Raw genomic sequence first — 25,241 nt, 5'->3', positions numbered from 1 at the left:
CCTCCAAGGCCAATATACGCGAGCCCGTATAAAATATCAATATACGCGATGCCGTATAAAGCCGAAATATGCGCACTTGGAGGTCTCGAAAAACCTCCCCATTTTGACCGGTTTGTGATTCACTGCCGTTGCGATTTGGAAGGAGGGATTGGATGCGGGGACAGGCCGGGTTCTGGGATATCGATGAGCGCTATGCTCGGCTAAGCGAAGCCGGCGATCCCCTGGAGAAGTTGAACGCCGTTGTGCCGTGGGAGGTTTTCCGCAAGCCTTTGGCCAAGGTGCTGAAGCGCTCGGACGGCGCCAGGGGCGGTCGTCCTGCCTACGACCCGGTGATGATGTTCAAGATCATGGTGCTGCAGGCGCTCTACGGGCTGTCCGACGACCAGGCCGAGTTCCAGATCCAGGACCGGCTGTCCTTCATGCGCTTCCTCGGACTGGGGCTCGGCGACAGAGTGCCAGACGCCAAGATGATTTGGCTGTTTCGCGAGCATCTGACGCAGGCCTGCGCGGTGGAGAACCTGTTTGCCCGCTTCGACAAGCACCTCGCCAAGGCCGGCTATCTGGCGATGGGCGGGCAGATCGTCGACGCCACCATCGTGGCGGCGCCGAAGCAGCGCAACACCGACGCCGAGAAGGCCGACATCAAGGCGGGCAAGGTGCCGGACGCATGGAAGGAGAAGCCGGCCAAGCTGCGCCAGAAGGATCGCGATGCCCGCTGGACGGTGAAGTTCTCCAAGGCCAAGGTCGCCGAGGAGGGAAAGGCGCAGCAGCGCGACATCGCCATTCCCGCTTTCGGCTACAAGAACCATGCCGCCATCGACCGCCGGCACGGCTTCATCCGCGGCTGGAACGTCACGAGCGCATCCGCCTATGACGGCGCGCAGCTTCGCAACGTGCTCAACCGCGCCAATACCGGGTCTACGGTCTGGGCCGACACCGCCTATCGCTCGAAGAAGAACGAGGAGTGGCTCGACCGGAACGGATATGTCTCCGAAATCCACCACAAGAAGCCGAAGGGCCGGCCTATGAGCGAAGCGACGTCGCGGGCCAACGGCCGGCGCTCAAAGACCCGAGCCTTCGTCGAGCACGTCTTCGCCCGTCAGAAGGCGCAGATGAAACTCTTCATCCGCACGATCGGCATCGCCCGCGCCAGGACCAAGATCGGCATGACGAACCTCGCCTACAATCTGATGCGCTACGTCTGGCACCAGGGGCGAACTGCGCCTGCATGACGCCAAAAGCGGCGGAAAACGCCGCCGCGACGCCAAACTCGGCACCCAGCATCAACCTCAACGACCAAAACCGAAGCCACTTCCCGCCATCAGCCCGGGCCGAACCGCTTTGCCGCCCCACAGGTCTCGGAAATGCCGTAGTTCGAGGTGCCCACTTGCGTATAAAAAGGAAATATACGCGTTCGCGGCTAAAGTAGTTCCAGCCAAGGAATGAGGAGTAGGTTGGCGCGCCCGGTCTTACCGGTACAGGCTCTAGGCTTTGCCCCGAGGCCCCACCGCGGGCGGGTCTCAGCCCAGCCGGCCGTTGCGGTGAGACTGGCGGCATAGGCCGTCGGCGTGAGGAACCCGAGCGCTGAATGTGGGCGGTTTTAGTCGTCCTTCCATTCGGCGATCGTCTTGCGGGTATGGTCGACGCTGAAGAACAGGGCCTCGTTCAAGAGCTCGTCCCGCATCCGCCCGTTGAAGCTCTCGCAGCGGCGTTCTGCATCGCCTTGCCCGGCGCGATGTAGTGCCATTCCACCTGATGATCCTTCGACCGGGCGAGCGTGGCGTTCGAGGTGAACTCGGTGCCGAGGTCGCAGACGATCATGCCCGGCTTGCCACGGCGGGCGATCAGGTACGTCAGTTCCCGCGCCACACGCCGGCCCGAGATCGAGGTCGACCACGTTGAGGATGCGGAAGCGACGGCCGCAGGCAAACTGGTCGTGGACGAAGTCCAGCGACCAGCGCGCTTTCGGCCGCGCCTCCACCAGGATCGGTGTCCCGGTGCCGACCGCACGCCGTCGCGCGCCGCTTGTGCACCGCCAGCCCTTCCTCGCGATGGAGCCGATAGATGCGGTTGGGCCCAACACTTCATCCAGATCCAGACCGGCCTCAGCGAATCGGCCTTTGCCGCGGCATACCCGACGTCATGCCGCTGAACCGCCTGCCTGACCTCGTCGCTATAAGCCGCAGACCGCGCGAACCTAAAGTCGTACACGCCAATCGGCAGATTTTGCCTGACCGGAGACAACCTGTTGAGGCCACGGCTAGAGCAGTTTCTGGATAATCACGGTTAGGCATCGTAGCCGGCGTGGGCGAACAGGTTTTCGCATTCTTTGGGGTGGAAACGATCGATGGCGACGGCCACGGCGTCCCATAATTCCGGGATGGACCGGGCTGCTGCCTTTCGCAGTAAAGCCTTCAGCTTGGCGAAGGCCATCTCAATGGGGTTAAAGTCCGGGGAGTAGGGCGGAAGATAGCGAAGGGAAGCCCCCGCAGCCTCGATGATTTCGCGGACACCGACCACTTTATGAGCAGGCAGGTTGTCCATCACGACGACATCGTCGGGTTGAAGCGTCGGCACGAGGACGCGGCGCAAGTAGACCAGGAATGCTTCGCCATCCATGGCGCCGTCCAGGAGCCAGGGCGCGACGATCCCGTCGAGGCGCAGGCCGGCCGTGAAGGTCGTGGATTTCCAGTGCCCATGAGGAACAGCCGCCCGGCAACGCTGTCCACGCGCAGAGCGGCCTCGTAGCCGGGCCATCTTGGTATTGAGGCCACTTTCGTCGATGAAGATCAGGCGGCTCGGATCGAGATCGAGTTGGCCTTCGAACCACTCTTCCCGCGCTGCCAAAACATCCGGTCGCTGCTGTTCGGCCGCGTGCGCTGTCTTTTTTTGTACGTGATGCCACGCTTTGCGAAGAACGCATGGACCGTCGTCAGGCTGGCTTTGACCCCGCGCTCTGCCGCAAGGCGATCGACGATCTCGGCAAGCGTGATGTCCCGCTCATCGGTCTCGACCAAGGCGAGAATGAAAGTCTCGTGCGCGTCCAGCTTCGATACCTTCGGCTTGCCCTGCCGCCCAGGTTCCAGATTGCCGCTCGAACGCCAGGCCCGATACCATGCACCAGACGTCGATATCCCGATGGCAAACCGCCGTGCCGCTTCTCGGGTCGACAGGCCTGCCTCTATCGCCTCGATAACACGCGTCCGCAAATCCAGGCTGTAAGCTCGTGCCATGCCGCTGCTCCTTCCGCAAATCACTTCGATCAGGGAATCAGAACAAGCCGTTCACTGCAAACAAACGACTCCGATTAAGGGAAAACCGCTCTAGGTTAAGCCTGCGGCGAAGAGTGCTCGCGCGACGGGCTCGAAATATTGCATGGGAACGGCGTTGCCCAGTTTCGTTGTGCTGATGAGTTGATGCGCCAAGACATGATCATTGACAATTTCGAGACGTAGCGCCTGCGCCTCACTAAACATTCGTGAGGCGGCCTCGCCCTCGGCGCGGCAAACTAAGACCGGCACACCGGTCTCACCTCGTACGTAACGCAGACCGACCAGTATCGCCTTCCCTCTGAAGACCAACGTGGCGCGATTCACCCCAAGCGGAGGCTCGCCGGCCGCTTCATTGCGGATGCGACGTCGTTCATTGTTCAACTCCGGCGTTCCTTGCTGTTCCTTCACCTCGCGCGTCACTTCGGTCTTGGTCATGCGCATTTCGCGCAGAAACAACGCACGCTGCAACAGGAGATCAATCAGTCCGCCGATCAGAAGCGCACCGGCGCCAATCCCGAGCAACAGCTTCGCTTCCGTAAAGACAATGCCGAGGCAACCCATGCCGCACAGCGGCAGATAGACCATCGTCTTCCACATGCCGAGAAGGACGAGGGAAAAGGTCGCGCTGAGAACCATTACTTTAAACAGAGTCTTGCCAACTTCGACTACAGAACGCATGGACGCCATGCGCTTCAGCCCTTCAAAAGGGTTTATTTTCCCAAAGTTGGGCTTCATCCGCTCGAGAGAGAAGACAAATCCACCATTGGCTAATAATCCCGTCAGAATTACCGCAGCAACGAGAGTGCCAAGCAGCGGGCCAACGGTCGCCAGGGTGAGTTCGATTAGCAGGACTAGTTCCTGCCGGACCGCGACATCGAAAGGCAGGTTCTGCAGCTTGTCGGTTAATAGTAGCGTTTCGTGGCATTTGTCTTCGATCACGCTCCCTCTTAGCCAAAGATAGCCGAGCCCAGCGCAAGTGCCGCCTGCGCGGACGAAATCGGAGCTACGCGATATCTGCCCTTTTTTGCGCGCTTCGCTTAGTTTCTTTGGGGTGGCGGCGTGTGCCTTTTCTTCACTCGTGTCGCTCATTTCAGCAACTTGTCGAACCACTCAAGCGCGCCACTCGCTTGTGTGATCTCCAGTTTCATGCTCTCGACCAGATAGGCAGCGTAGGTGACCATGATAATCGGAAAGACGATATTCTTGATCGCAGGGGACAGTTGGCTCGACTTGAATTGGGGCGCAAAGCGACGCAGGATCATCATTGAAATATCAATTAGCCCCAGAAAGAACACTACGGGCCCCGAGACCAATAATGTCGTGCGCATAATCTGGTCGAGCAGCCTCAATAACGCCATTGCTCCCTGCGCGCTCAATGCGGGGTGAAACCGATACACGGGCCAGATCAAATAGCTGCCATAAAGGGCGCTGATCACGGTCTCCAGACCTCCTGCTGCGACGAAGATCGTAATTGCAGTGATCCCGAGAAAGACTCCCATAGCGGAAGCCTGACTGTTCGTCGTGGGGTCGCTCGGAGCGGACGGGCTAGTGATGCCGCGTTGATTGTCCATAAACTCACCGGCCGCCTGAAGTCCCCAAAGGGGAGTGCCGAGAAAAGTGCCAAGGAGTACGCCGACAAAAACCTCCTTCAATCCGAGAAGAGTTACCTGGATCAAACGTGTTTCAGGATCTAGCGCCTGCAAGCCCTCGCTGACGTGTGCCAAGCACGGTAGTCCGAAGGCAACAGCCAGGCAGCCGCGGATCAGCCCGCCAATCTGAGATCGTGTAAATACAGGAAGGATCAGCATAATGCCTATCGCGCGGGCCGCGCCGAGACCAGCCGCGACGACGATTTCGATAGCCGTATGGATCAGGATTTGAATCTCGGCCGATGACGCATACATGGCGAGGACTAATAGCCAGGTGTCATTGCGGGAAACTCGGTAAAGATCTGGCCGGCCAGTCCTATGAGCGGGGCGCTCAGCACGGGGGCAAACAGGCCAATTACCGCGACAACGACCAGAAGCTTCACAGTGAGCGGCAAGCTTTCATCCTGGATCTGCGTTGCCGCCTGGATGATGCCAATGCCTAGGCCAACAATTACCGACGCAACGAGCGGCGGCAGAATCCAGATCATGAAAACCACCAACGATTGGTTCATAAGAGTGACAATACTGGATTCAATAATGATCAACCTCCCGGTATCGTGTAGCTCAATACAAGTCCGTGCATCAACCTTGACCAGCCATCAATAGCGACGAACAAAAAGAGCTTGAATGGGACGGATATAACCGTCGGAGATACCATCGACATACCCATCGCCATCAAAATTGTCGTTACGATAAGGTCGATGACGATAAAGGGAAGATAAAGGAGAAAGCCGATTTCGAACCCACGCTTTAGTTCCGAAATTAGAAAAGATGGTACGAGAATGGCGAAGTCATCAGGTGTGGTTCTGGCTCGCATTTCCTCTGGCCAGACTTTTTGGGTCGAGGAGAGGAAGAATCGCCGCTGCTCTTCGTTCGTGAACTTCTTGAGATGATCGCGCAAGGGCTCACTGCCGGCTTTGGCGGCGCTTAGCCAGTCATCGAACGTCTGATAGCGGAGCTTCGGATCCGTCATACGATCATAGGTCTGTTCAATAACAGGCGCGCTAACGAAAATGGTGAGGATGAGTGCCGCTGCGTATAGCACTAAGTTAGGCGGTATCGTCTGGGTCCCCAGCGCATTGCGGACGAGGAACAAAACAACTGATAGCTTTACAAACGCCGTGGTCGTGGCGACTACCAAAACCAGCAGACCGAGTCCGGCGGTGACCGCTAGAAGCGAAAAGATTGCCGGCTGAATCTCAGTCATTGCATGCCAACCTGCCACGCAGTCTGATGCCTAGCTCATCTCCGATGCGCACGATGTCGCCACGTCCGATACGCCGACCATTGGCAAGTATGTCCACCGGACCGTCGATTGGCCGACCAAGTTCGAAAACATGTCCTTTACCAGCGCTCCTCAATTCTCCCAGAGGCATGGGCCAGCGGCCACATTCAAAGACAAGCTCGATCTCGACATCGTCGAGATTGGCTTCCGACGGCCCCAGTGGTGATTCGGGTTTTGTCATATGCGCATTCTCCAAAGGGCACGATCGGGGGCGGAATGGCCCCCGCAGGATTAGGTGATCGCCCTCAAGATCTGCCCGGGCCCATAACAGGCCTACAGATAGGGTGATCTGGTCGCGGCCGAACGGCGATTTGTCTGGCAACAGAGCATCACCAACACATGCTTTGCGAAGAAGCGCCGCCGGAACGCGAAGCGTGCCGATCTCTCCTGCGACCATGACCGGGAGCTCCGGGGATTGCTCGCGCGGCTGTAGCGGCAACTGGCCAAGCAGTTCGCCTAGCGCGCGGAACGCGAACGGCACGAGGCCATCAAGAGGCGAGAACAGGAAGAGACGAGCTTTGCCATTGACTGGGCCGAACACGATTTCCAGTTCGAGATAAGGAGCCAGTGTCGTGGCTTCACGTACGTGTAGAAGCTGCGCGTCCCGCTGCGTTTTATCCTCCAATTGAGCGATAAGCGGCTCAAGTGCAAGTTCCAGAATGAGCGAAGCAGTTGGCTCGGAAGGGAAAGCCAGATCACCCTGTACTGTGGAGACGAGCGCCTCTACAAGCCGTCGGGACAGCGACAGTACGATCGTTTCAGCTCCCACGCGCCAAACGCAGTCAAGCATCGGAATTCCACAAGGTTCCTGCTGCCAGGCAAGCCCTTCCACCCGCGCCGATAGTGGCTTGTCGCTGATCAAGGCCTGAAAGGGCCTGCGCGATGCCGCTATATCATTGAGCCACGAGGCGACCGCGTGGGACAGTGTTAGCGCTGGTTCGAATATAGCCGGTCTGCCCACAGTGGTTACCAAAGCAGATCTAAACTGCACGATCGCGTCATTCAGGGAGCCTGCGGTTATCGGATCGGGTTACCCGTCAGGGCGAGCGAAATTCTTCCATACCGAAGCAATATGTCATCGTCGGCCTCCATCTCGTCTGCGGCCTCTAAATGAATGTCGAGGGCGCGCCGGACATCTTTCTCGATTTGCTGCCATTTGCGCTTTGCCGCCGAACTTCTGACCCACCGGGCCCTCGTCTCAGACGCCGCTGCCTCGGCTTTTTCTTGAGCAACGCGTGCCTCATCAAGCATCTCGCGTCTGAAAGTGATCTCAGCCTCAAGCCGCTCAACGAGAAGGTGGTGATGGTCGAGTGCTGCGCTGGAAAAAGTGTCGAGCGACATCAGGTCTTGGTAGAGCCCCGCTTCGGCTCCTGCGCAATTTTGCTGTGCGACTGCAAGACCCTGGGCGGCGTTCTGTACGGCTAAGGTGGCCGTCTGGCGCTGGGCTTCCTTCTTGGACAGTTCCATAAGCAATCTACGCTCTTGCGTTTCCTTCAGAAGCCGTAACCTCGAAGCGTGAAAACAATTCACCCGGTCAGACGCGACATCCATGCGATCGTCTCCTCAAAATCTGACGGCTCTCCTTCGCTCTGGCGCAAAAATTCCCTCAGCTCGCCAATCGACGCGACAGCCCGGTCAGTAAGAGGGTCGCCGCCTTGCTTGTATTCGCCGACGTTGATCAAAAACTCGGATTCGGCATAGCGCGAGAGCAGATCACGGAAAAAGGATGCTGCCTTGCGATGTGGCGCAGATACGACCGCATCCATTACGCGGCTGCGACTTTGCAGCACATCAATAGCTGGAAAATGCGATCGCGCCGCGATAGTGCGTGAGAGAACGACGTGGCCATCAAGAATGCCGCGCGATTCCTCGGCAATTGGATCGCCTGTGCCGTCACCTTCGACAAGCACCGTATAGAAAGCCGTGATTGAGCCGCGATCACCCATGCCGGCACGCTCCAGCAGGCCTGGCAACATAGCGAAAACGGAAGGAGGAAAGCCCCGTCGCGTCGGCGGCTCACCCGCAGCAAGGCCTATTTCGCGCAAGGCGCGGCAGAAGCGTGTCAGCGAGTCTAGCATGAGGGCGACGCGTAGCCCTTGTTCGCGAAAATATTCGGCGAGCGCGGTCGCCATAGGAGCACATTGCGCCCGCTCCACTGCCGAGCGGTCGGATGTTTCGACGACTACGACCGTATGGCGAAGGCCCGCCTCCCCAAGATGCCGCTCTATGAATTCTCGAACTTCACGTCCACGTTCGCCGATGAGCGCGACTATGATAACGTCGGCGGCGGCACCTTTTGCGATCTGTGACAATAACGTCGACTTGCCGCAACCTGGCTCGCCATAAATTCCGATCCGCTGCCCCTCGCCGCATGTCAGCAGACCATCCAGAGCACGGATCCCGAGCGGGAACGGCCGCTCAACAATGCGCCTTGTCATTGGATTGGGGGCCGCGCCGCGCAGCGGACGAGTTTCGGTGGTTTTGACTTCGCCTTTGCCGTCGAGGGGACGGCAACGACTGTCAATCACGCGGCCGAGCAAATCGGGGCCGACTGGCACTTCACGCATTCGTCCAGTGGCCACAACCTCTGCGCGGCCCGACAGGCCCATCAAGTCTCCGATCGGCGTGAGCAACACGCCATTATCCAACAGGCCGATCACCTCGGCCTCGAGCGACAGTCCGGTTCTGGGATCCTGCAGCAGACAAAGTTCCCCAATACGAGTGTCGGGCAAGATGGCATGGACCAGTGTACCGACAGCCCGCGTAATCCGTCCGCGCACGACACGCGTGTCGATTCGCTTTGCCGAAGACCTCAAGGACGAGATGGCCGGATCGGGAGGCCGGATGCCGGCGGGACTATGCACCGGCGTGGTCACAGTTCGCCTCGTCAGAAAGTGACCCGAAGCCGAGGCGCAGCGCTCGCATCTGCGCATCAAGTCCCAGATCGACATTGCCATAGTCGCTCCACAGCACGCACTGTTGCGGCGACAAGGTCGGATCCGGATCAATCCGAACCCTCGGCCGGCCCTCCCGCCCGTCGCACCCAGCAAACGCGCGCGCGAGCATATCGACTTGCTTGGGACATGCATGAAGGCAAACTTCCGCGCCGCTGTACTTGCGCTCAATCGCGTGACGAACAGCCCTCACCAACAGCTCGCCCGAATCGAAAGCGCCCAGAATATCGCTTAGGATCTCCATTACGAGCTGTGGCAATTCCTGCTCCAGAACCGCCTTTCGTCGCGCCACTTCGGAGGCTGCCCCCGCAATCAGCCGGGCCATTTCCTCGGCGCCTGCATCCAAGCCCTCGGTATGGCCGCGTGTCCGCTCACGCTGATAGGCGGCGCGCGCCCAGCTGCGAACCCGCCGCTGATGCCGTTCCGCCGCAGCACGCGCTTCCATGGCGCTATGCCAGATTTCGATCTCACTCGCCCGTATCAGTGGGTCCACTGGGCGCATCTGGGGCGGGACGGGCGCTGCAGGAACAACGGCTGTCATATCACCGGGATCTCCGCCTCAAAATGAGCGGCTACAAGCGAAAACAACTGGCCTGCGGCAGCATCGTGTTCGGGCGCTGGATTCTCGGCGGCGGTCCCGACGGGCAACCGTAGAAGCACGCGTGTACGCTCAAGCTCTGGACTGTGATTGAGCCAAGCACCAAGACAGGCATGTCCATCGTGTTCAATTTGCTGCGCCAGCTTTTCGGGATCAGCAATCAATCCGTTTGCGATCGCATGCGTCGGATGTCGGATGCCAAACGCGTGCGCATCAGCGCCGATATATCCAATAAGCGCATTGAGGTGAGGCTGCGAAACAAGTTTCAGCAACGAACGGGCATGCCATATACTTCCGGCAAAGAGGGCAGCCCGATGCGGGTCACGTCCGTGCAGGAGATCCGGCCCCCAGTCGCCTCCGTTCGAATCCATGTCATTGTCAAGCAGCAATTCTACCAGCCTTGGCCGCAGCCTGGGACACTTCTGCAAGCGCATCAATGTCGCAGCCGATAACGCCGGATCAAGATGGGCGGCAAGACGCGTCGGATGGGCCGAAGCAGCAAGCTCGCTCCGAAACACGGAACGCAATTGGGACGTACGATCACGTTCGGCGGTCTTTGTCGATATCGTCATTGGGAATATCACCTACGCCGTATCGCCGATGATCTTCTTGCGAATGGCCTCGACAACGGAAGCACCCGAGCGCCCCTCGACCTTGGATAGGTCGCCCTTTGATTGCCTGCGCCGATGACCAACCAGACTGGCTAAGAGATAGCACGCCACAGCGAATACAGCCGCCGCAACACCCATCACGATCGCCAGAAGTGGCGCTGGAATGGAATTGGATGCTTTTGCCAGAACAGTCACCGGTACGGGCCGTTGCACGGGTACGGGCCGTTCCACTGGTACCAAAACCACTTCTATCTTATCGTAGGACAAGCCTTCGATGCTGTCGGCGACGAGCATCTTTATCTTCGGCAGCAGAACTGAGAGATTTTCTTTGGCGTCGTGTCGGATAAAGACCGAGGCTGAGGATGGCGCGGCGCCTGCTCGTAACAGATCGTTTTGCGGCAGAACGACATGAACGCGTACAGAGAAGACGCCGTCGATATCGCTGATGGTACGCGACAACTCTTCGCTCAGGGCATAAACGTAACGGGCACGCTCCTCCGTCGGCGAGGCAATCAGGCCTGAGCCCTGGAATATCTCGCCGAGGTTCTTGAAAGACTGGCGCGGCAGCCCCTTGGCACTCAGGAGATTGATTGAGAAGGCAAGCCGCTTTTCGTCGACCTGGATCGTGCTGGTCCCATCCTTAGCCGCAACCCGGACCGCATCAATCCCATTGTCAATCAGAAGCGCGAGCATCTCATTCGCGTCGCGCTCCTGCAATTGCGTATAAAGATCGACCTTGCAACCACTCAGGGCGAAGAGAAGTGGCAGTACGACAAAATAGAGCGAACGCCAGCCAAGCGGGCGACTACGCATGTTTTCGCCACGGGCTAAACCAATCATGCGCGCCGTTCATCCTTGTTTTATCAGGTTGTTGACAGATGAGGTGAGCCCGCTGACACCTTTGGAAACAAGAGCAACCTGGGTGACCTCGCTATAAACATTCCGCAGACCGGCAACCATCGTTTCGAAATCATGCGGTCCTTGCAGGGGGCCCGGCATCCGCGTTCCCGCAGCCCCACCCTCGACGGGGAGGCTCTGGGCCGGCCCCGACAGAGCGCCCTTTGCAAGCGCAACCTCATGGTCGCGCGCGGCAGAAGTGGCTGTATTGTCGCGGTACATCGAAGAAATCGTCTGGATCACGCGATCGCCTACCGGACTTGTCCGCGCAGGCGCGCGTTGGACATCCATCGGCGCAGGAACCGGCGCCGCCCTCGCTGGCGCCGAAGCAATGTCGTTTTTCGTCGAGGCGGCCGCCTGCGCCAGGGCGCGCTCAAACTGGGCCTGCTCGTCGAATGGCGCGAACCTGGAGAAAGGATCGGCTATAGTGGCAGAGATCGAGGTGACAGGCATCATCATGCAAGGACTCGTTTGTTCTCTTTGACGCGGGATGAGGTGTTCTCTTTGACGCGGGATGAGGTCAGCACGTTCATCACCGGCTGTTGGATCAATACCCTAGGCAGGCGAACTGACGACAAGCTGACCAACGAGAGCGTCGTTTGGCTATTTAAAAGTCACGTTGTCGACTTTAGTCACTTGTGAGAGTTTCAGCCTTTGGTTTATCAAGACCAGATGCCGAGAACGCTCATCCAATCCACCGCCCTGCACATTTTGAAGATACTTCTCTGTGTCGGGTTTTTTCTCCCCACCGGTATCCACACCACTGTGGGTGCGCCTCTGTCGCTTCCCTCGACGCCCTATAGATATACGGTTCTAGATCAGGATCTCTCTGCAGCGTTGCAGCAATTCGGCAACAACCTGAATATCAGGCTCAACATCAGCCCGGAGGTGAAGGGGCGGATTCGCGGGCGTATGCCGGATTTACCACCGCGCGAGTTCCTCGACCGCTTGACCGACCTGTATGATCTCCAATGGTATTATGATGGGATGGTGCTTTATGTGTCCGCTGCAAAAGAAGCGCAGACTCGGATGCTTGTGCTGACTTCGGTTGGCTTCGATGGGTTCAAGGCGGCCCTCGATGAGCTTGGCATCTCCGATGAGCGCTATGTCATGCGACCTGCGCCCGGAAATGGCCTCGTCCTGGTTTCCGGTCCTCCACGCTTCATGGCGCTGGTGGAACAGACGTTCAACGGCCTGGTGGCGGAGGCCCAGGCGCAGCCCCGCGCCGTGGAGACGCCGCCAAGAGAATCGGTGCTGATATTGTTTCGAGGCTCTTCCACCATGGTCGTCCGCGACGGGCAACCGGAAGCGTCTTACTCCTCTGTCGTGCCGCAACAGGACGGCGTCGCCGGGAAGCCTGAGCGGAACCAGAACTGACATCGGAGCAAACGCCGTAGCTTCTGAAGAAAAAGATCACGACCGCCACCTCCTGAGTGTGAATTCGTGTGAAGCTCGTCAGTTTATCGAAAGCTAAGCCGTTCATGATTAGAACCGGCAACTCCAAAGATATCGCCGGCACTGTGCTGGAATTGAGCCTTGGGGCTAGCAAGGAGCGGATCAATTAAAAGCACGGCTAGGGCATTGGGACCCGGCCGACGCTCGGAATTGTCGCGTTCGTGAGCGCATTGGCCTCACATCAGGCCCTTGTGGGAATTTCAACGTCACGCCTGAGGGTGCACAATGTCGGCCAGCAACCTTTCACCATCCAACAGCTCAAATACCGCACAGTCAGTGCAGGCCTGGTCGGGCCGGACACCTTCTGCGCCTATGTCCGCCCAGGCTCAGCAAGGCGCATCCTTCTTCGACGCAATGCTGTCCTCTTACTCGCTGCAAGGTGAGACCGAACCTGCGGCGCTCCGGGACCGGCAGGCTTCGGATCTCGAGTCGTCGATGGAAGATTTGCGTCAGCACCCATTGGACCTGCTGCCGCCACATATGAGGGCGGCAATTGAATCGATGGATCAGGATCTCCAGCCCTCTGCAATCGAGCCCCCTTCCGTCCCGCCGGTGCCGGTGAAAAGCTCAAGAATCACCTGGGACGGCGGCTCCCTGACCGAGGCTGAGTTGCAGATTGTGGCAGTGCTTAACCGTCACAAGGACACCCCAATCTGGTGGGACAAGCTCGATGCCCAAGCCAATCTGCCCTCTGCGCCACCGGATTTGAAAGCGGCGCTCAAGGCACTGCAGCAGGATCCAGAACTCTTTTACGCGATCGGCTCGCAGGGGGACGGCCGCTGTGGAGGCAGGATCGAGCCGAAAGATTTGTCTGGGTTCTCCAGCCATCATTCACAAGTTGCCGAGTTTCAGGAGCGGCAGGCGCAAAGCTACGAGCAGAACTACATTCCATCCGATAGCACTGGAAATGCTCAGCCTTCGGTCATGACCTTGAGCGATGCCTTGCGCGAGCTTTACCGGTACTCTGAAAGCCTGCCCAAGAACCTGAGTCTGGCTGATTTCAATCAGATCGTCGACGGCAAAGCGAAAACCGTCAAATGTCCGCCCCAGGTCATTGCGGCGGCTCAATACTTTGTCAATCACCCGGATGCCTGGAAACAGTTGTACGGCGGTGCTATAGATAAGGTCCATAAAGAGGACTTCCTGCAAGTCGCCTCATCGTCGATGAGCCTCACGCAAGCCGAGCTGAATACGCTCGAGACGATGAATAGCCATCAGGACGCTTTCTTTGGAAGCGGTGTCATGACTCGTGACAAGCTGGCGAGCATGGCGGACGACAAGAGCCTTGATCCGGGAGTACGGAAAACGGCGTCGCAGCTCCTTTCAGATCCTCTGTTGTTCGGTCTGCTCAACAATTCGATCACCGGCTACAAGACCCATAATAAAGTCTTCGACTTCGGCGGCGGACATACAGTCGATTCTGGTGACGTCAGCAAAAAAGATTTTGCCTACTTCTACACCAACATGTCGTCGGCGAACCAAACCATTCAACAGCCAAAGATCCATGTGCCCAAAACCGCTGCGGAGCAGGACGCTGTCGCGGACATGACGATGGGCCTGGCGGACCAGCCTGAGATCAAGTCAGCCAAAAAGAACGGCGGCATCTTCATGCATATAGTCGACGGCGTTTGCAAGGAAGCCTCTGGCCTGCTTGACACGGCCGCAACGGCGGTGGGCTTGCTCAGCTTCGTTCCGGGCCTGGGAAAAATAGCCGATCTCGCATCGATGGCCCTCGAGTGGGAGTCGCAAGCGGCGAACATCCTACATACAGCCATTAGCGGAGGCAATATGATGCACGCGCTGGCAGAAGCCGGCATCAACTTGGCGGCGCAGGCTGTCAGCCTTGTCGCTGGGCCCGAGGTCAAACTGGCAATCCGCAACGGGCTCGTCAAGAAGGCGATTGAAGAGGCCGCGACGGCCGGCATCAATCTACCGCTTTCCACGGCGCAAACCTATGCGGTAGATTATTTGAACAACCTGCAAGAAAGACTTGCGACCGACTCTGGGCCGTCTCAGAGCTCGGCCTGACCAGCAAATTCGAACTTCCTCACCGCACTGCGTCCTTTCATCAGTCAGCTCAGCGCGCCTGGGAAGATCGGAATACACGCTCTCTAGTCCAAGTCTGGAGCAGGTCCTGCTTGGGCGCCTGGCTGAGATGCTTCGACCACTCAACGCTCGTTCTCGAGCGCCATACCTTCGCTATCGCTGGTGCCCCGATATTTGACAGTTTAGCTTCAATGACGGGGAACGTGAAGGACTGACTGCTCGGGTTTGCGGGCCGAGCTTGTCGGCCGCTCAATCGAAAGCGTCATTTGGGGTGGGTGCTCCCCCGCGTGCAGTTGGCAAACGCGTTCGTCCAGTTGCTTGTCTGCGGTCGTGAGACGATGGTTGAGGCGAAGGTAGTCGGTCCAGGTCGGCGTGCGGAATGTTTCTGTCCATTGCATAGGTTTCTGAAGATTACGCTGGAGTGTCCATTGCCGCGCGCCGACGCGGCTATGCACGTGCCGGCGCTCGCTCATGAGATCGAGGAAAGCCTCAAGGTTTTTCTCGGATATCAGATACTCGACCTTGACAACGATAGGACCGCTTCTTGGCTTCACATCAAGCGCGACCGCGGGAGCGTCGAATTCCTCTAAAGGGTCGGGCTCGGAATCGCAGCGCTCACGCAGAGGAAACAGCACTCCGGCTGCAGCGACCAGCAGCAGAGCTCCAGCGGAGCCTTCCAGCGCCCAGGTCAGCGAATGGTTTTCGGCCACCGTGCCCCACACCCAACTGCCGGCCGCGATCCCGCCATCTATCAATGCATAGTAAATCGAGATCGTGCGCCCCACGACCCAGCGCGGGCTCGCCAGCTGCACGCTCACGCCAACCCCGGACCAGGCTGTGACCCACCCCGCGCCGCCCAAGGCGAGTGCAATTGCCGCCACTGCAATCGAAGAGTTCAGGGCAAGGGAGAGGGAACACGCCGCGCAGGCGACGCAGGCCAGTGTCATCAGCCGTTCCTGCGACAAGCTCCGTCTGAACCTGCTGTTGGAGATGCCGGCGAAGACGGCGCCTGTCCCGAAGCCGGCCATGAGCGTGCCATAGGCGAGTGGTCCTCCTCCCAACTGATCGCGCACGATCAGGGGCAGCAGCGCGAGTATGGCAATGCTCGCCAGGCCAAAGAGGGTTCCGCGGGCGATCGCCGCCTTGATTTCGGACGACATCGCCGTGAAGCGAACTCCGTCGTAGATCGCCGTCCTCATCGATTCACGCGGCAGAGGTGAAGAGCGAACCTTCCACTTGCAGCGCCATATGGTGGCCAAGGGTACCAAATAGGTGAGGGTGGTCACAGTAAAAGCTGCCAAAAGCCCAAACGAGGCAACCACGATGCCGCCCAGCGCCGGACCTACGGTGCGTACCGTGTTGAAGCCCACGGAAAGCAGCGTAACGGCAGCGGGAATATCGCGTCGGTGCACGATATCGCCAACCGAAGCTTGCCAGGCGGGATCGTTGAGAGCTCCGCCACATGCGATCAAGAAGCTGAAGCCGAGGATCATCCACGGGTCGACAAAGCCCAGCGCCACTAAAGCAGTCAGCATCGCAGAGGCTACCACCATAAGGGACCGGCCGGCGAACATGACCCTGCGACGGCTGAAATTGTCGGCGAGCGCCCCGGCGAAGACAGACAATATGAACGCAGGCAGCGTCGACGAAGCCTGGACCAGCGCAACCATCAAGTCGGAAGTCGAGATCGTCGCCATCAGCCAGCTGATGGCAACAGTCTGCATCAGCCAGCCGAGACTGGAAACCTGCGTGGCGAGCCATATCGAACGAAAGGTCGGCTGCATGAGTGGCGCAAATGTCGATGGCGCAGCAAAATCTTCATCAGAGCCAGCCACACCACTCATCTTTGCAAGCCTTTGCTTTCCGTTTATCGGCCGCTCTCGCATGTAATCTCGACTGGACCGTGGCGGCCATGGGCTGAGAGATGATGCCGAGGGAAATTTTTTCAGGCGTCGGCGCACCGTTCGACACGAGCGAGACATCTATAGTTTTGCCGCCGAAGAATACCTGCGGCGCTAGAGGAGCCGGCCGGCCGCAGAGGCGCTCAGGAATGGAGCTGACCCGGGGTCAGATTATCCCGGAGTTCTCCCGGTTGCCGAACCTTGGATTATGCGCTGGAATACGCGAATTGATATGAAAAGATAGGATGAGACTTTGCCGTTCCCAGTCATTGACCTGCTCGGGCAGGCCGCCTACGCTGATGTCGCTTGAATGGATATGGGCGACCCGCTTCTTGTTTTCCGTGAAACGGGCAGTGGTCGCCAGAACCGTGCGGATCTTCGGCTCCTGACCAATCAGGGACAATGCTACCACCGAGTACACACTTACTGGGGTGAATTACGCCCCCCACAGAACCGGTCTTGTCAGGCGCTTGCAGGCAGCTTCGCAGTATCAGCAGCGGTCTTGCGCCTGGTTCCTATGTGCTTTCTCTCGACTCTGAGGCAAGCGCCGTGACACCGGTAATTTCTCTGGGGTCAGTACGGATACGATTTGTTAGCGCCGATTGGCCATCACCGCGCTTTGTTCAAGGAGGCGTTGAAGGCGATGGAATGGACGATCTCGATCGAGGGGAAGAACGACTTCGGTGACGTTTGTCTGTCAAGAAGTCCGAATCGATAAGAGCGAGTAGCGTCTGTGCGACGGTGATCTCGGCCTGTCGGTCGATGATGGCAAGAAGATCATGGTCGCCTTGCAGAAGGCGGTGGTCACTCAGGAGGCGGAGACTTACGCCTTGTTTCGCCGGGTATGTCCGGACTGCCATACCTTTCGGCCGGTCAAGGACTACACGACACGCCGAATTCGAACGGTGTTTGGCACGGTGGAGGCTCGCAATCCACGATGGATGCTGTGTCGGGATTGCCATCCGGGAATGGACGGCGCATTCGCTCCGCTCAAGGAAATCTGCCCCGATCGGGCGACGCCTGAACTGATGGAATTGCGGCGCGACTGGGAAGCCTGCTGCCCTACCGCCAGGCTGCCAGCATGCTCGCTGCCTTTCTGCCTATCGAGCCGACGGAGACCCACGCCACTGTGCGCAAGCGGACGATCAGCGCCGGCGAACGGCTTGACGGCCAGATCATGGAAGAAACCCGGCGAGTAAGATTGCAGACCGATGAACGACGGCAGCTCGAAATGCCGCTTCCCGGCGATCGCCGCAAAGTGTTCGTCATCAGCATCGACACGGCGCATGTTCGCGGCGCCGAGCGGAATTCAGGACGGAATTTCGAGATCGTCGTGGCCCGCTGCGGTCGTGGTGGGCGGGGAGATCGGGGTGGCCGATATTTCACCACCAGCAATACCGACCAAGACGCAATCCGAGATCGCGCCCTTCACCCCCTTGAGCGAGAAGGGCATCGTGGCTACGGCGACGTCACGGTAATTTCGGAGGGTGCTGAAATTCTCAAGCGACTGCCGCGTGCGATCCCGAAGCCGACGGCCCACATCATCGACTGGTTTCACATTGCTATGAAGGTTCAGCCCCATGCAGCAGATCGCCGATTTCATGGTTCGATCCCAAGCTGAGTCCGTCGGCGCGCTCTCGACCATCGACAAGGACATCAAAGCGGTGAAGTGGCGACTGTGGCACGGATGCTTGGATCGAGCTATCCGAGACCTCCAGGGTATTGTTACGCAATTGCTTCCGTTGCAAGCGGCTGGAAATTTGTCGGTCGCGCGTCTTCACATGCTCGCATCGCAACTGCTCACCTATGTCCGTTCGAACCGCTGTGCGATCGTCAACTACGGCAAACGCTACCGAGCCGGCCTTCGCGTCGCTACCACTCTTGCCGAGTCGGCGGTCAACTCGCTGGTCGCCAAACGTATGGTGAAAAAGCACAACAAATGCGATGGTCTCAGCATGGCGCCCACATGCTAATGCAGGTGCGAACCGCCGAAAAGAATGGTGAGCTTCGCGACCGACTTCGCGCGAGATTTCGACAGTCAGAGCCGCAGGTGCCTTCACTGTTCAAGCCCAAACCGCCTCTACTTCGAGCCGCATAACCCCAGAGAAGTTACCGGTCTCTGGGCGCATCTGCGGCGCAAGTTTTACGATCTGCACATCAGCGGGATCTCACCGGCCGCGACGGCAACGATCACCGCCATGACCGAATTGTGGAAGGTCGAGGACGAGGTTCGCGGCAAGGATGCTGGGAGCCGCGCCGCGCTGCGTCAGGAAAAGTCCGCGGCCATTGTCGCGAGCCTCTTCGACCTGTGGGAAAAAGAACTGCACAAGGTCTCCGGAAAATCCAAGACTGCCGAGGCGATCCGCTACGCGCTCACCCGGCGGGAGGCGCTGGAACGCTTTCTGATGGACGGTCGTATCGAGATCGACTCCAATATCGTCGAGCGTGCAATCAGGCCCCAGACAATTACGAGAAAAAATAGTCTCTTCGCTGGAAGCGAGGGCGGTGGACGCACTTGGGCGACCGTCGCGACACTTCTGCAAACCTGTAAAATGAATGGCGTCGACCCACTCGCCTGGCTCTCCCAGACCTTGACCCGCATCGCTCAGCGCTGGCCCGCAGCCAAAATCGAAATGCTCATGCCCTGGAACTTCAAACCAGACGCCGTCAGCTAACCGCTTACTGTTGTGCGGCATAGCGATCGGAACACCACACGTCGGGTCGATGCCCGTCCATCAGGGTCGGCACCACGATGGTGCCGCGTGTCGGAGCGGACCGATGGACGACCGCCTCCGCGCAGCGGAACACCCAGTGGTATGAATTGCTTCCCTCGATCCGCCCCCGGTCTCGTCGCAGGCGACGACCCTGGCCCGACGCAACGCCATGATCGCGTTATCGCGCTCAGCCATGAAGGCGCCCTGGGCGCGACGCAGCATGTTCATCAGGCCGCCCTGGCTGACGGCAAGACCGAAAAGGTCCGCGAACGCGCCCTGCAGCCGCTCGTAGGACAGTAAGCGATGCGCCAAGGCACCTTGCAATAGGCCGATAAACATGGAGCTTTCGCGCCATGACATTGGAACATGCAAGGTGCCTTGGCGCATCGCTCTGATGTCCTTTTGCAAGGCGCGATCTGCGCAGTAATCCCACCCGACACCGATTTCCTCGGTCGGTTTCTCATTGACTGAGCGCCTATCGGTGGAGACGTGGCCTGGGACGCGGGTGAACAAGCTCTGATGCGCGGGTTGGTTACCGCATGTCCATGTATTCGTCCGCGGCTGGTCCCTCTCTTACAACGGGCGTCGGCATTGCCGGCCACAAAGCGATGCCGGGAATTCCCCATTCAATGCCACGTCCCCGCCGATAGGCGCGATGATTATTTCGTCGCGACGAGGATCAGGTTCCTGCCTGCTGCTCATCCGCTCGGGCGATGGCCCACATGAAAGCTGCGAGTTCGCGAGCTATTGCGGTGACAGCCACGGTGCTGCGCTTGCCACGCGCGATCATGGCCCTGTAGCGCTTGGTCAAGCGCGCCTGTGCGTTCCACGCTATGTCTCGCACGACTTCAGGCATGTGGCGGCTTTCGAAGTATTTTCTTTTCCCCAGTTTGGCCGGATAGCGGTAAGTCCAGGCGCTCTCGGCCAAGACGCGGCGCACTAGGGCATTCCCAGCCTTGGTGATACCGCCCCGTCGCACGGCGTCCCCGGTCGAGCGCTCCGAGGGGACAAGTCCGAGATAAGCCATCAGTTGTCGCGGGTTGGCAAAGCGGCGTACATCGCCGATTTCGACCATGAAGGTAGCCGCACAAATGAGCTGGACCCCACGCAAAGCCTGCAAGCGTTCGACTACCGGCGCGAGTGGCCAGTCGAGCAGGCCGTCCTCGATTGCTTTTTCCAGGCGCGCTACTCTTTCCCGGCACTGCGACTCTGCGAGGATCAACGTAAGCGGTGCGCCAAGGCACCTTGCAATAGGCCGATAAACATGGAGCTTTCGCGCCATGACATTGGAACATGCAAAGGGCGATCTGGTCGCCGAGCTCAGCGGCGCCGCGCCGGCCGAAGATCGTGCAACGACGCCCGGGCGCGCGCGGCAACGAAGGCTGTGGAGCTGCACAGAGAAGCGCGCGTTGGTCGACCTGGCGAGCGCGGCGGGGCTATATTCTTCCATGGTTCGTCCTCCTGGCATGAGGATAGGCTCGACGAGCAACCCTCGTTTCAACACTGCCAGTGTAGGGCGAACCACCTCACAGCCGGCAACCAGAAAGGACATAAGGTCTTACGAAACGGGCGCGTTCTTACGATTGACCTCCACGCGAAATTTGGGTTGTGACCATGACGTTATGGCGTGCACCGACGTCAGCATCGGCTCACAGCCTCATCGATCATATGAGATAGGTCAATCCGGACCGGCGAGCCGCTTCTCGTAGAAGATCACTGCATGTCCGTGCAACATCCCTTCCGCGCAGCGCGTATATCCAGCCGTCTCATAAACTCTTTGAGCTCCTACTTGGCTCTTTGTCGTGTCGAGCTTTATCCACTTGAATCCCAGAGAAACAGCTCGCGATTCCAATTCACTAAGTATTCTCCTTCCAAGCCCTCGTCGTTGAAAGGCGGGATCGACCCGCAAACGCTTCAGCTGTGCGACATCGTTGTCAACGGGTTTCAATCCACCCATTGCAGCGAGTTGGGGGCCGATATGCGCAACTACGAAGTCTCCGCCTGACGCGATGTATACTTCCCCGACATTACGCAAATCATCCTCCCACGTTCCTTCCGGACCGCGCACACCAACTGCCTCAGAGGCGCTTCTATGCAGATGCCATACATCATCGGCATCCCCTGACTCGAACCGACGAAAGATAACTCCGTCTTGAGACATCGACCATCACCTTTTTTCGGACGTCGGACGTCGGCGCGTCTGGCGTCGTGACATGTTTTTGCCGGGGCAAATACCGCGTTAGCTTTGACGCGCCGCCATTAGCAGCCGCTGTGAAAGGACAGCTTCAACACTTTCCGAAGTCTCGACTCCGACAATTGGGCGGCCAGGTTCGATTGTATACTTTAACGCCGTACTGCGGTGCATCCGGCTAAACTGATCCAGCGCACAAACACAGGACGCGAGCAGCTTTCTAGTTTCACTGCCGTGGCGCTCGATGACGGGCAAGATGGTTGCGAACTTAGGGAAGTCCGCTTTCCCTTCTAGCCAGCTTGGCTGGAGCCCCGAGCCGCCCTTGTCTGGCGACAACCAGCGAAATACCTCCTGGATGCATCCCTGTGGATAGTATTCTGACAACCGATACACATCCATATAGAATTGCGGTTTCTGATGGAAGAGTTCTTCACCGATCAGTAGCACCGAGACCGCGACGATGCGGGCAGAGAAACGGCCGCTTGGGCCCAGCCTATCCTTGTAAGGGTTTTTTCCGTAAAATACACGAAATTGGCCAAATAGATCGGGCGACATACGTTCATAAAAACGCGCCAGAACATAATTTGCTGACTCAAGGCGCTCCACGCATACCGCAAGACATTGACGCGCGTCCGCCCCGACCGCATCACGCAAAGCGAGTAGAGCGTCTATTGCCGACTGTAATTCACTCTCAATGAGTTGATGGCCAAGGCAAAAATCTCGCTCCTCGACCCCGGCCGACCCGAGGCAATATACGCGTGGATCGCTCTGCAACGGATTCGTAAGGATCATATCTTCATAGGAGAGGACATCAATGCTAGGCTGCCGCTGCCGACTTACGCGTGCAAGTTGCCTCAGTGCCTCTCCCACTGTCAACTCGGCATCAACGGAATGAAGGCCGGCAAACGCAGACATCTGATAAGCACAATTAACGAGATACTGGATATCTGTCTTAGCGACCCCGAACTCGGATTGGGGCAGATTCAGCAGCTGCGCCTCATAGTCCGTCTCCGCAATCATTGCGTTAATGCTACGCCCAAGTGCCTTAACCGCTTCACCAGGTCGTGCACTGGCTTTGATCTCCGCGATACAGTGCGGCAGCTGATCGGCGACAAAATTGCTGAGAGGCCCAAAGGGGCGTTTTCGCTCCCGGCGATCAATGCTATCGCTCTGATGAGAAAATATCCCCTGCGCCCGATAAAGCGGCTGTTCCGGCATGGAAAAGGACAACTTGGTGACCATTGACGAGCGCCCCCCGATTCACCGAAAGACAGCTTGCATTTCTGCACTTGACCCATATCTCGCCGCCGGCGAGTAATCGTGTTTTTCGAGCAGGTCAGTTCGTTTGTCTGTTATTCTGCTATCGTTGTACGCGACCCGCTCAAGCACATTGTCCGAGAAAAACAGCAGCGATATTGCGCCCGAATTGATAATGCCGGCCGCAGTTAATGAAAGCACGCCGTCGTTTGAGATGCGGACGAGTCCCGCCTTGCTTAAAAGTTCAAGCTCGCGGCCAAAGTATTTTTCAATCGACACTCCAAATTGTCCCTCGAAGCGGGAGAGCGACACCCCGCTGCTTCGCAAGGCAAACATCAATGTTCTGCGCATGAGATCGTCGTGCGACAGTACAGCACCTTTCCACACTGGTTTTTCGCCCGCTTCAACTCTAGATAGATAGCGATCTAAATCTGCTTCGTTATAGAACTGGCACTGGCTCATGTAGCCAAATCCGCCAAGCCCGAACGGAACAAGATTATTGTCGTTCCAGGAATCGTATTTGCGACGCTGTTGAACGGAGTGTGGCTGCGGCCTCTTAGTCCAGTAGAAAATCGGTCCATGTCGATAGCCAAGGCTGGTGAGGATGTGCTCCGCCATGAAATGCATTACGATGCGCTCCTTAGCTCCCGCGAATTGATATCGTCCTCTGGCCAATTGGCGAGCTATGGGATCCGTCGATTTAAACATCAATGGGAATATATTGAACTTCTCTATTCCCATGTCCAATAGGCCGATAAGTGAGTCGTACCAGCTCCGGAGCGTTTGCTCCGGCAACCCATACATCAAGTCAAGGGATAGATTCTCAGCGCCCATATCTTTAAGTAATTTTACGGTCCGGACCACCTCATCTACACCATGCCCACGGTTTAATATGCGCAAAATATTTCGATCCAGAGTTTGAACGCCAAGAACGAGGCGATTTACACCGCCACTAAGTAAAGTGGACACGCGATCCGCAGCATCATCATGCTTTACAAGTGAGGGATGCAATTCGAAACTCACTTCGGATTTCGATAAATCAAATCGCTTGTTGATTATACCAAACAGCGTTTTTAGTTGATGGTTGGTCAAAAATGAGGGGGTGCCACCCCCAAAAAAAGCAGTCTCAATAGCTTTGCCAGCGAGCGCCGCGTCTGACCAACTCATCTCTTTATCTAAGGCCGACAAATATCGTTCCACTCGCTCGGAGGATGGATTGATTTCCTTGGCGAAGTGGCAAAAGGTGCAATGCTGATTACAGAAAGGAATGTGGAAATAGAGGTCGATCGACGAGGCAATCTGAGCCAACAATTGCTCGCTACTCAGGTTGCTCATTGCCTTGAGGGGAGGATATGTACCAACGAGATAATCGTTGTGCGTGTCAAGATGCAAATTTTGCGACCTCAGCATATCTAGATTGATGTCGTACGAACGATCGATCGCAAGTTCCAAGGCCTCGGAATAGCTCGGCGCGTGCATTCTTTAGGACTCCTTAAGCTTTCGTGTGGAGGTGATGCGTGATGTGCATTCGCGCTACTACATCGGTGTTTTCTGCTTGGGCCAAGCAGTGCATTTCGATCAGCGATCCGTATTCCTCCCAGTTGATGCGGCAAAGGCTCTGGCGGGAACGCGCTCAACAGCGCAGCGTCTATGGCATTGATTTAGATCAATCGAGGAGGTTTCATTTGAATTATTGCGGCGACTGGGAGACCGCGCGCGGTCGTGCGGATCCACTACCGCCTCCTCGCAATAGACATGCCAACAAAGACTTTTGTGCGGACCTTGCCTGAAAGACTGGAAAACCAGTGCATCGCATCGCCGCGCCGACTGCGCCTCAAAGTCGGCTTTCGGACATACGCGTCTTCAACCGGACACGGCTGAACACGACATCTTCACTTTCCTGAAGAAGCTATTTATCCGCCTACCGGCAGCAGAACAGTCTGGCATCCGCCTTGCGCAAAATCGGGCGCATCGAACGGATCGTGTTCACCTTACAATGGTTTGAGGATCCGCTCTTGGGCAACTCGGGTAGCGTCGCCTTAAAATGTTGAAGGGCGCAGCAAAGGATTGCGGCCCCTGTTCATGCGGCGCTCGACAAGGCGATATCGTTCCAGACGGCCAGAGCGGCAGCACGAATATCGCGATGACCGGCAGCTGTCAGATGTTTGCGGTGAAGGTTGAAGAGGTTGGCGATCGGGCCGTGGATGGAGATGAAGCGCTGGTATTGCCCCGCCGACTTGAACCGGATCATGCCTCGCTCTCGTCGTCGAACAGCCATATGGGAGTTCTCCGCCCGGTTATTGAGAGCTTTGTGCGAACGATGCTCGACACCGGGCATGATTTCCCTCTTGGCTGCGTCGTAGGATCTGAGCCTGTTAGTATCTGCTCCAAAAAGAAGTGAGTGATTTCAG

At 57.9% G+C, this 25,241-nt stretch carries 20 protein-coding genes and 7 pseudogenes; 6 read left to right on the top strand and 21 right to left on the bottom strand.

What is annotated here, in order from left to right; all coding sequences use genetic code 11:
- Positions 1-152: 152 nt before the first annotated feature.
- Positions 153-1,232, top strand: coding sequence for an IS5 family transposase (locus tag ACFSOZ_RS19065; protein ID WP_379093720.1), 1,080 nt, complete (start codon positions 153-155; stop codon positions 1,230-1,232).
- Between the two features lie 188 nt (positions 1,233-1,420).
- Here the strand turns inward: ACFSOZ_RS19065 and ACFSOZ_RS19060 are convergent.
- From ACFSOZ_RS19060 to ACFSOZ_RS19000, 13 genes and pseudogenes are all read right to left on the bottom strand, one after another.
- Positions 1,421-2,078, bottom strand: a pseudogene (locus ACFSOZ_RS19060) (integrase core domain-containing protein); the annotation flags it as partial.
- 208 nt (positions 2,079-2,286) lie between these two features.
- A protein-coding gene (locus ACFSOZ_RS19055; RefSeq protein ID WP_417568608.1) for an IS630 family transposase occupies positions 2,287-3,233 on the bottom strand; the annotation gives its coding sequence in 2 pieces (ribosomal slippage) (positions 2,287-2,889 and positions 2,892-3,233; 945 coding nt in all).
- A gap of 90 nt (positions 3,234-3,323) precedes the next feature.
- Positions 3,324-4,361, bottom strand: a complete 1,038-nt coding sequence (locus tag ACFSOZ_RS19050) for an EscU/YscU/HrcU family type III secretion system export apparatus switch protein (protein ID WP_378922815.1) — start codon at positions 4,359-4,361, stop codon at positions 3,324-3,326.
- Complete coding sequence (gene sctT / locus ACFSOZ_RS19045) at positions 4,358-5,176, bottom strand: type III secretion system export apparatus subunit SctT (protein WP_095090005.1); 819 nt, start codon at positions 5,174-5,176, stop codon at positions 4,358-4,360. Before sctT ends, ACFSOZ_RS19050 begins: the two co-directional genes overlap by 4 nt.
- 8 nt (positions 5,177-5,184) lie before the next feature.
- Positions 5,185-5,433: an EscS/YscS/HrcS family type III secretion system export apparatus protein gene (locus tag ACFSOZ_RS19040; RefSeq protein WP_206073788.1), complete on the bottom strand. Its 249-nt coding sequence runs from the start codon at positions 5,431-5,433 to the stop codon at positions 5,185-5,187.
- Positions 5,434-5,462: 29 nt separating this feature from the next.
- Positions 5,463-6,128 (bottom strand): type III secretion system export apparatus subunit SctR, encoded by a 666-nt coding sequence (gene sctR / locus ACFSOZ_RS19035; RefSeq protein WP_095090007.1) that lies wholly within the window; start codon positions 6,126-6,128, stop codon positions 5,463-5,465.
- Entirely contained in the window at positions 6,121-7,197 is a 1,077-nt protein-coding gene (gene sctQ, locus ACFSOZ_RS19030) for a type III secretion system cytoplasmic ring protein SctQ (protein WP_095090008.1), read from the bottom strand. Before sctQ ends, sctR begins: the two co-directional genes overlap by 8 nt.
- A 26-nt stretch (positions 7,198-7,223) precedes the next feature.
- Positions 7,224-7,757 (bottom strand): hypothetical protein, encoded by a 534-nt coding sequence (locus tag ACFSOZ_RS19025; protein ID WP_095090010.1) that lies wholly within the window; start codon positions 7,755-7,757, stop codon positions 7,224-7,226.
- The gene (gene sctN / locus ACFSOZ_RS19020) at positions 7,733-9,082 is read right to left on the bottom strand and encodes a type III secretion system ATPase SctN (protein WP_095090011.1); all 1,350 of its coding nucleotides are present in this window, start codon (positions 9,080-9,082) and stop codon (positions 7,733-7,735) included. Before sctN ends, ACFSOZ_RS19025 begins: the two co-directional genes overlap by 25 nt.
- Entirely contained in the window at positions 9,063-9,701 is a 639-nt protein-coding gene (gene sctL / locus ACFSOZ_RS19015; protein ID WP_095090013.1) for a type III secretion system stator protein SctL, read from the bottom strand. Before sctL ends, sctN begins: the two co-directional genes overlap by 20 nt.
- Positions 9,698-10,330 (bottom strand): nodulation protein NolU, encoded by a 633-nt coding sequence (locus tag ACFSOZ_RS19010; protein WP_378922819.1) that lies wholly within the window; start codon positions 10,328-10,330, stop codon positions 9,698-9,700. Before ACFSOZ_RS19010 ends, sctL begins: the two co-directional genes overlap by 4 nt.
- Positions 10,331-10,342: 12 nt before the next feature.
- Complete coding sequence (gene sctJ, locus ACFSOZ_RS19005) at positions 10,343-11,209, bottom strand: type III secretion system inner membrane ring lipoprotein SctJ (protein WP_095090017.1); 867 nt, start codon at positions 11,207-11,209, stop codon at positions 10,343-10,345.
- A 9-nt stretch (positions 11,210-11,218) separates the two neighbouring features.
- Entirely contained in the window at positions 11,219-11,725 is a 507-nt protein-coding gene (locus ACFSOZ_RS19000; RefSeq protein WP_095090019.1) for a nodulation protein NolB, read from the bottom strand.
- 213 nt (positions 11,726-11,938) lie between these two features.
- Between ACFSOZ_RS19000 and ACFSOZ_RS18995 the strand changes: the two genes are divergently transcribed.
- Complete coding sequence (locus ACFSOZ_RS18995; RefSeq protein ID WP_095090021.1) at positions 11,939-12,643, top strand: secretin N-terminal domain-containing protein; 705 nt, start codon at positions 11,939-11,941, stop codon at positions 12,641-12,643.
- Positions 12,644-12,946: 303 nt separating this feature from the next.
- Positions 12,947-14,749 carry an HrpF/NolX family T3SS translocon protein gene (locus ACFSOZ_RS18990; protein ID WP_379100418.1) on the top strand — a complete coding sequence of 601 codons (1,803 nt, stop codon included), beginning with the start codon at positions 12,947-12,949 and terminating at the stop codon, positions 14,747-14,749.
- Positions 14,750-14,955: 206 nt separating this feature from the next.
- On the opposite strand, the gene ACFSOZ_RS18985 is transcribed toward ACFSOZ_RS18990, so the two are convergent.
- Positions 14,956-16,611: an MFS transporter gene (locus ACFSOZ_RS18985; protein WP_095090025.1), complete on the bottom strand. Its 1,656-nt coding sequence runs from the start codon at positions 16,609-16,611 to the stop codon at positions 14,956-14,958.
- Between the two features lie 223 nt (positions 16,612-16,834).
- Complete coding sequence (locus ACFSOZ_RS18980; protein WP_095090027.1) at positions 16,835-17,071, bottom strand: hypothetical protein; 237 nt, start codon at positions 17,069-17,071, stop codon at positions 16,835-16,837.
- 240 nt (positions 17,072-17,311) lie between these two features.
- Between ACFSOZ_RS18980 and ACFSOZ_RS18975 the strand changes: the two are divergent.
- A pseudogene (locus ACFSOZ_RS18975) lies at positions 17,312-18,766 on the top strand (ISKra4 family transposase).
- A gap of 7 nt (positions 18,767-18,773) precedes the next feature.
- Positions 18,774-19,343: pseudogene (locus ACFSOZ_RS18970) on the top strand (IS66 family transposase); the annotation flags it as partial.
- A 7-nt stretch (positions 19,344-19,350) separates the two neighbouring features.
- On the opposite strand, the pseudogene ACFSOZ_RS18965 reads toward ACFSOZ_RS18970, so the two are convergent.
- The 5 genes and pseudogenes from ACFSOZ_RS18965 to ACFSOZ_RS18945 form a co-directional block, all read right to left on the bottom strand.
- Positions 19,351-19,679: pseudogene (locus ACFSOZ_RS18965) on the bottom strand (IS66 family transposase); the annotation flags it as partial.
- A gap of 382 nt (positions 19,680-20,061) precedes the next feature.
- Positions 20,062-20,604, bottom strand: a pseudogene (locus tag ACFSOZ_RS18960) (transposase); the annotation flags it as partial.
- A gap of 456 nt (positions 20,605-21,060) precedes the next feature.
- Complete coding sequence (locus ACFSOZ_RS18955) at positions 21,061-21,543, bottom strand: GNAT family N-acetyltransferase (RefSeq protein WP_095090031.1); 483 nt, start codon at positions 21,541-21,543, stop codon at positions 21,061-21,063.
- 78 nt (positions 21,544-21,621) lie between these two features.
- Positions 21,622-22,815: a hypothetical protein gene (locus ACFSOZ_RS18950; RefSeq protein ID WP_095090032.1), complete on the bottom strand. Its 1,194-nt coding sequence runs from the start codon at positions 22,813-22,815 to the stop codon at positions 21,622-21,624.
- 18 nt (positions 22,816-22,833) lie between these two features.
- Positions 22,834-24,309, bottom strand: a complete 1,476-nt coding sequence (locus ACFSOZ_RS18945) for a coproporphyrinogen-III oxidase family protein (RefSeq protein WP_378918893.1) — start codon at positions 24,307-24,309, stop codon at positions 22,834-22,836.
- Between the two features lie 446 nt (positions 24,310-24,755).
- On the opposite strand from ACFSOZ_RS18945, the pseudogene ACFSOZ_RS18940 reads away from it, so the two are divergent.
- A pseudogene (locus ACFSOZ_RS18940) lies at positions 24,756-24,881 on the top strand (hypothetical protein); the annotation flags it as partial.
- Between the two features lie 29 nt (positions 24,882-24,910).
- On the opposite strand, the pseudogene ACFSOZ_RS18935 reads toward ACFSOZ_RS18940, so the two are convergent.
- Positions 24,911-25,210: pseudogene (locus ACFSOZ_RS18935) on the bottom strand (DDE-type integrase/transposase/recombinase); the annotation flags it as partial.
- Positions 25,211-25,241 lie beyond the last annotated feature (31 nt).

This window comes from Mesorhizobium newzealandense (assembly GCF_042682145.1).
GTDB classification, from domain to species: Bacteria; Pseudomonadota; Alphaproteobacteria; order Rhizobiales; family Rhizobiaceae; genus Mesorhizobium; species Mesorhizobium newzealandense.
Note: the sequence above shows the minus strand (reverse complement) of the source record. Positions and strands in the feature narration are given on the sequence as shown.

Excerpts from the sequence above, each read along its gene's own strand:
- ACFSOZ_RS19065 (WP_379093720.1), top strand. The coding sequence starts at position 153 with ATGCGGGGACAGGCCGGGTTCTGGGATATCGATGAGCGCTATGCTCGG.
- ACFSOZ_RS19050 (WP_378922815.1), bottom strand. The coding sequence starts at position 4,361 with ATGAGCGACACGAGTGAAGAAAAGGCACACGCCGCCACCCCAAAGAAA.
- sctT (WP_095090005.1), bottom strand. The coding sequence starts at position 5,176 with ATGTATGCGTCATCGGCCGAGATTCAAATCCTGATCCATACGGCTATC.
- ACFSOZ_RS19040 (WP_206073788.1), bottom strand. The coding sequence starts at position 5,433 with ATGAACCAATCGTTGGTGGTTTTCATGATCTGGATTCTGCCGCCGCTC.
- sctR (WP_095090007.1), bottom strand. The coding sequence starts at position 6,128 with ATGACTGAGATTCAGCCGGCAATCTTTTCGCTTCTAGCGGTCACCGCC.
- ACFSOZ_RS19025 (WP_095090010.1), bottom strand. The coding sequence starts at position 7,757 with ATGGATGTCGCGTCTGACCGGGTGAATTGTTTTCACGCTTCGAGGTTA.
- sctL (WP_095090013.1), bottom strand. The coding sequence starts at position 9,701 with ATGACAGCCGTTGTTCCTGCAGCGCCCGTCCCGCCCCAGATGCGCCCA.
- ACFSOZ_RS19010 (WP_378922819.1), bottom strand. The coding sequence starts at position 10,330 with ATGACGATATCGACAAAGACCGCCGAACGTGATCGTACGTCCCAATTG.
- sctJ (WP_095090017.1), bottom strand. The coding sequence starts at position 11,209 with ATGATTGGTTTAGCCCGTGGCGAAAACATGCGTAGTCGCCCGCTTGGC.
- ACFSOZ_RS19000 (WP_095090019.1), bottom strand. The coding sequence starts at position 11,725 with ATGATGATGCCTGTCACCTCGATCTCTGCCACTATAGCCGATCCTTTC.
- ACFSOZ_RS18995 (WP_095090021.1), top strand. The coding sequence starts at position 11,939 with ATGCCGAGAACGCTCATCCAATCCACCGCCCTGCACATTTTGAAGATA.
- ACFSOZ_RS18990 (WP_379100418.1), top strand. The coding sequence starts at position 12,947 with ATGTCGGCCAGCAACCTTTCACCATCCAACAGCTCAAATACCGCACAG.
- ACFSOZ_RS18985 (WP_095090025.1), bottom strand. The coding sequence starts at position 16,611 with ATGAGTGGTGTGGCTGGCTCTGATGAAGATTTTGCTGCGCCATCGACA.
- ACFSOZ_RS18955 (WP_095090031.1), bottom strand. The coding sequence starts at position 21,543 with ATGTCTCAAGACGGAGTTATCTTTCGTCGGTTCGAGTCAGGGGATGCC.
- ACFSOZ_RS18950 (WP_095090032.1), bottom strand. The coding sequence starts at position 22,815 with ATGGTCACCAAGTTGTCCTTTTCCATGCCGGAACAGCCGCTTTATCGG.
- ACFSOZ_RS18945 (WP_378918893.1), bottom strand. The coding sequence starts at position 24,309 with ATGCACGCGCCGAGCTATTCCGAGGCCTTGGAACTTGCGATCGATCGT.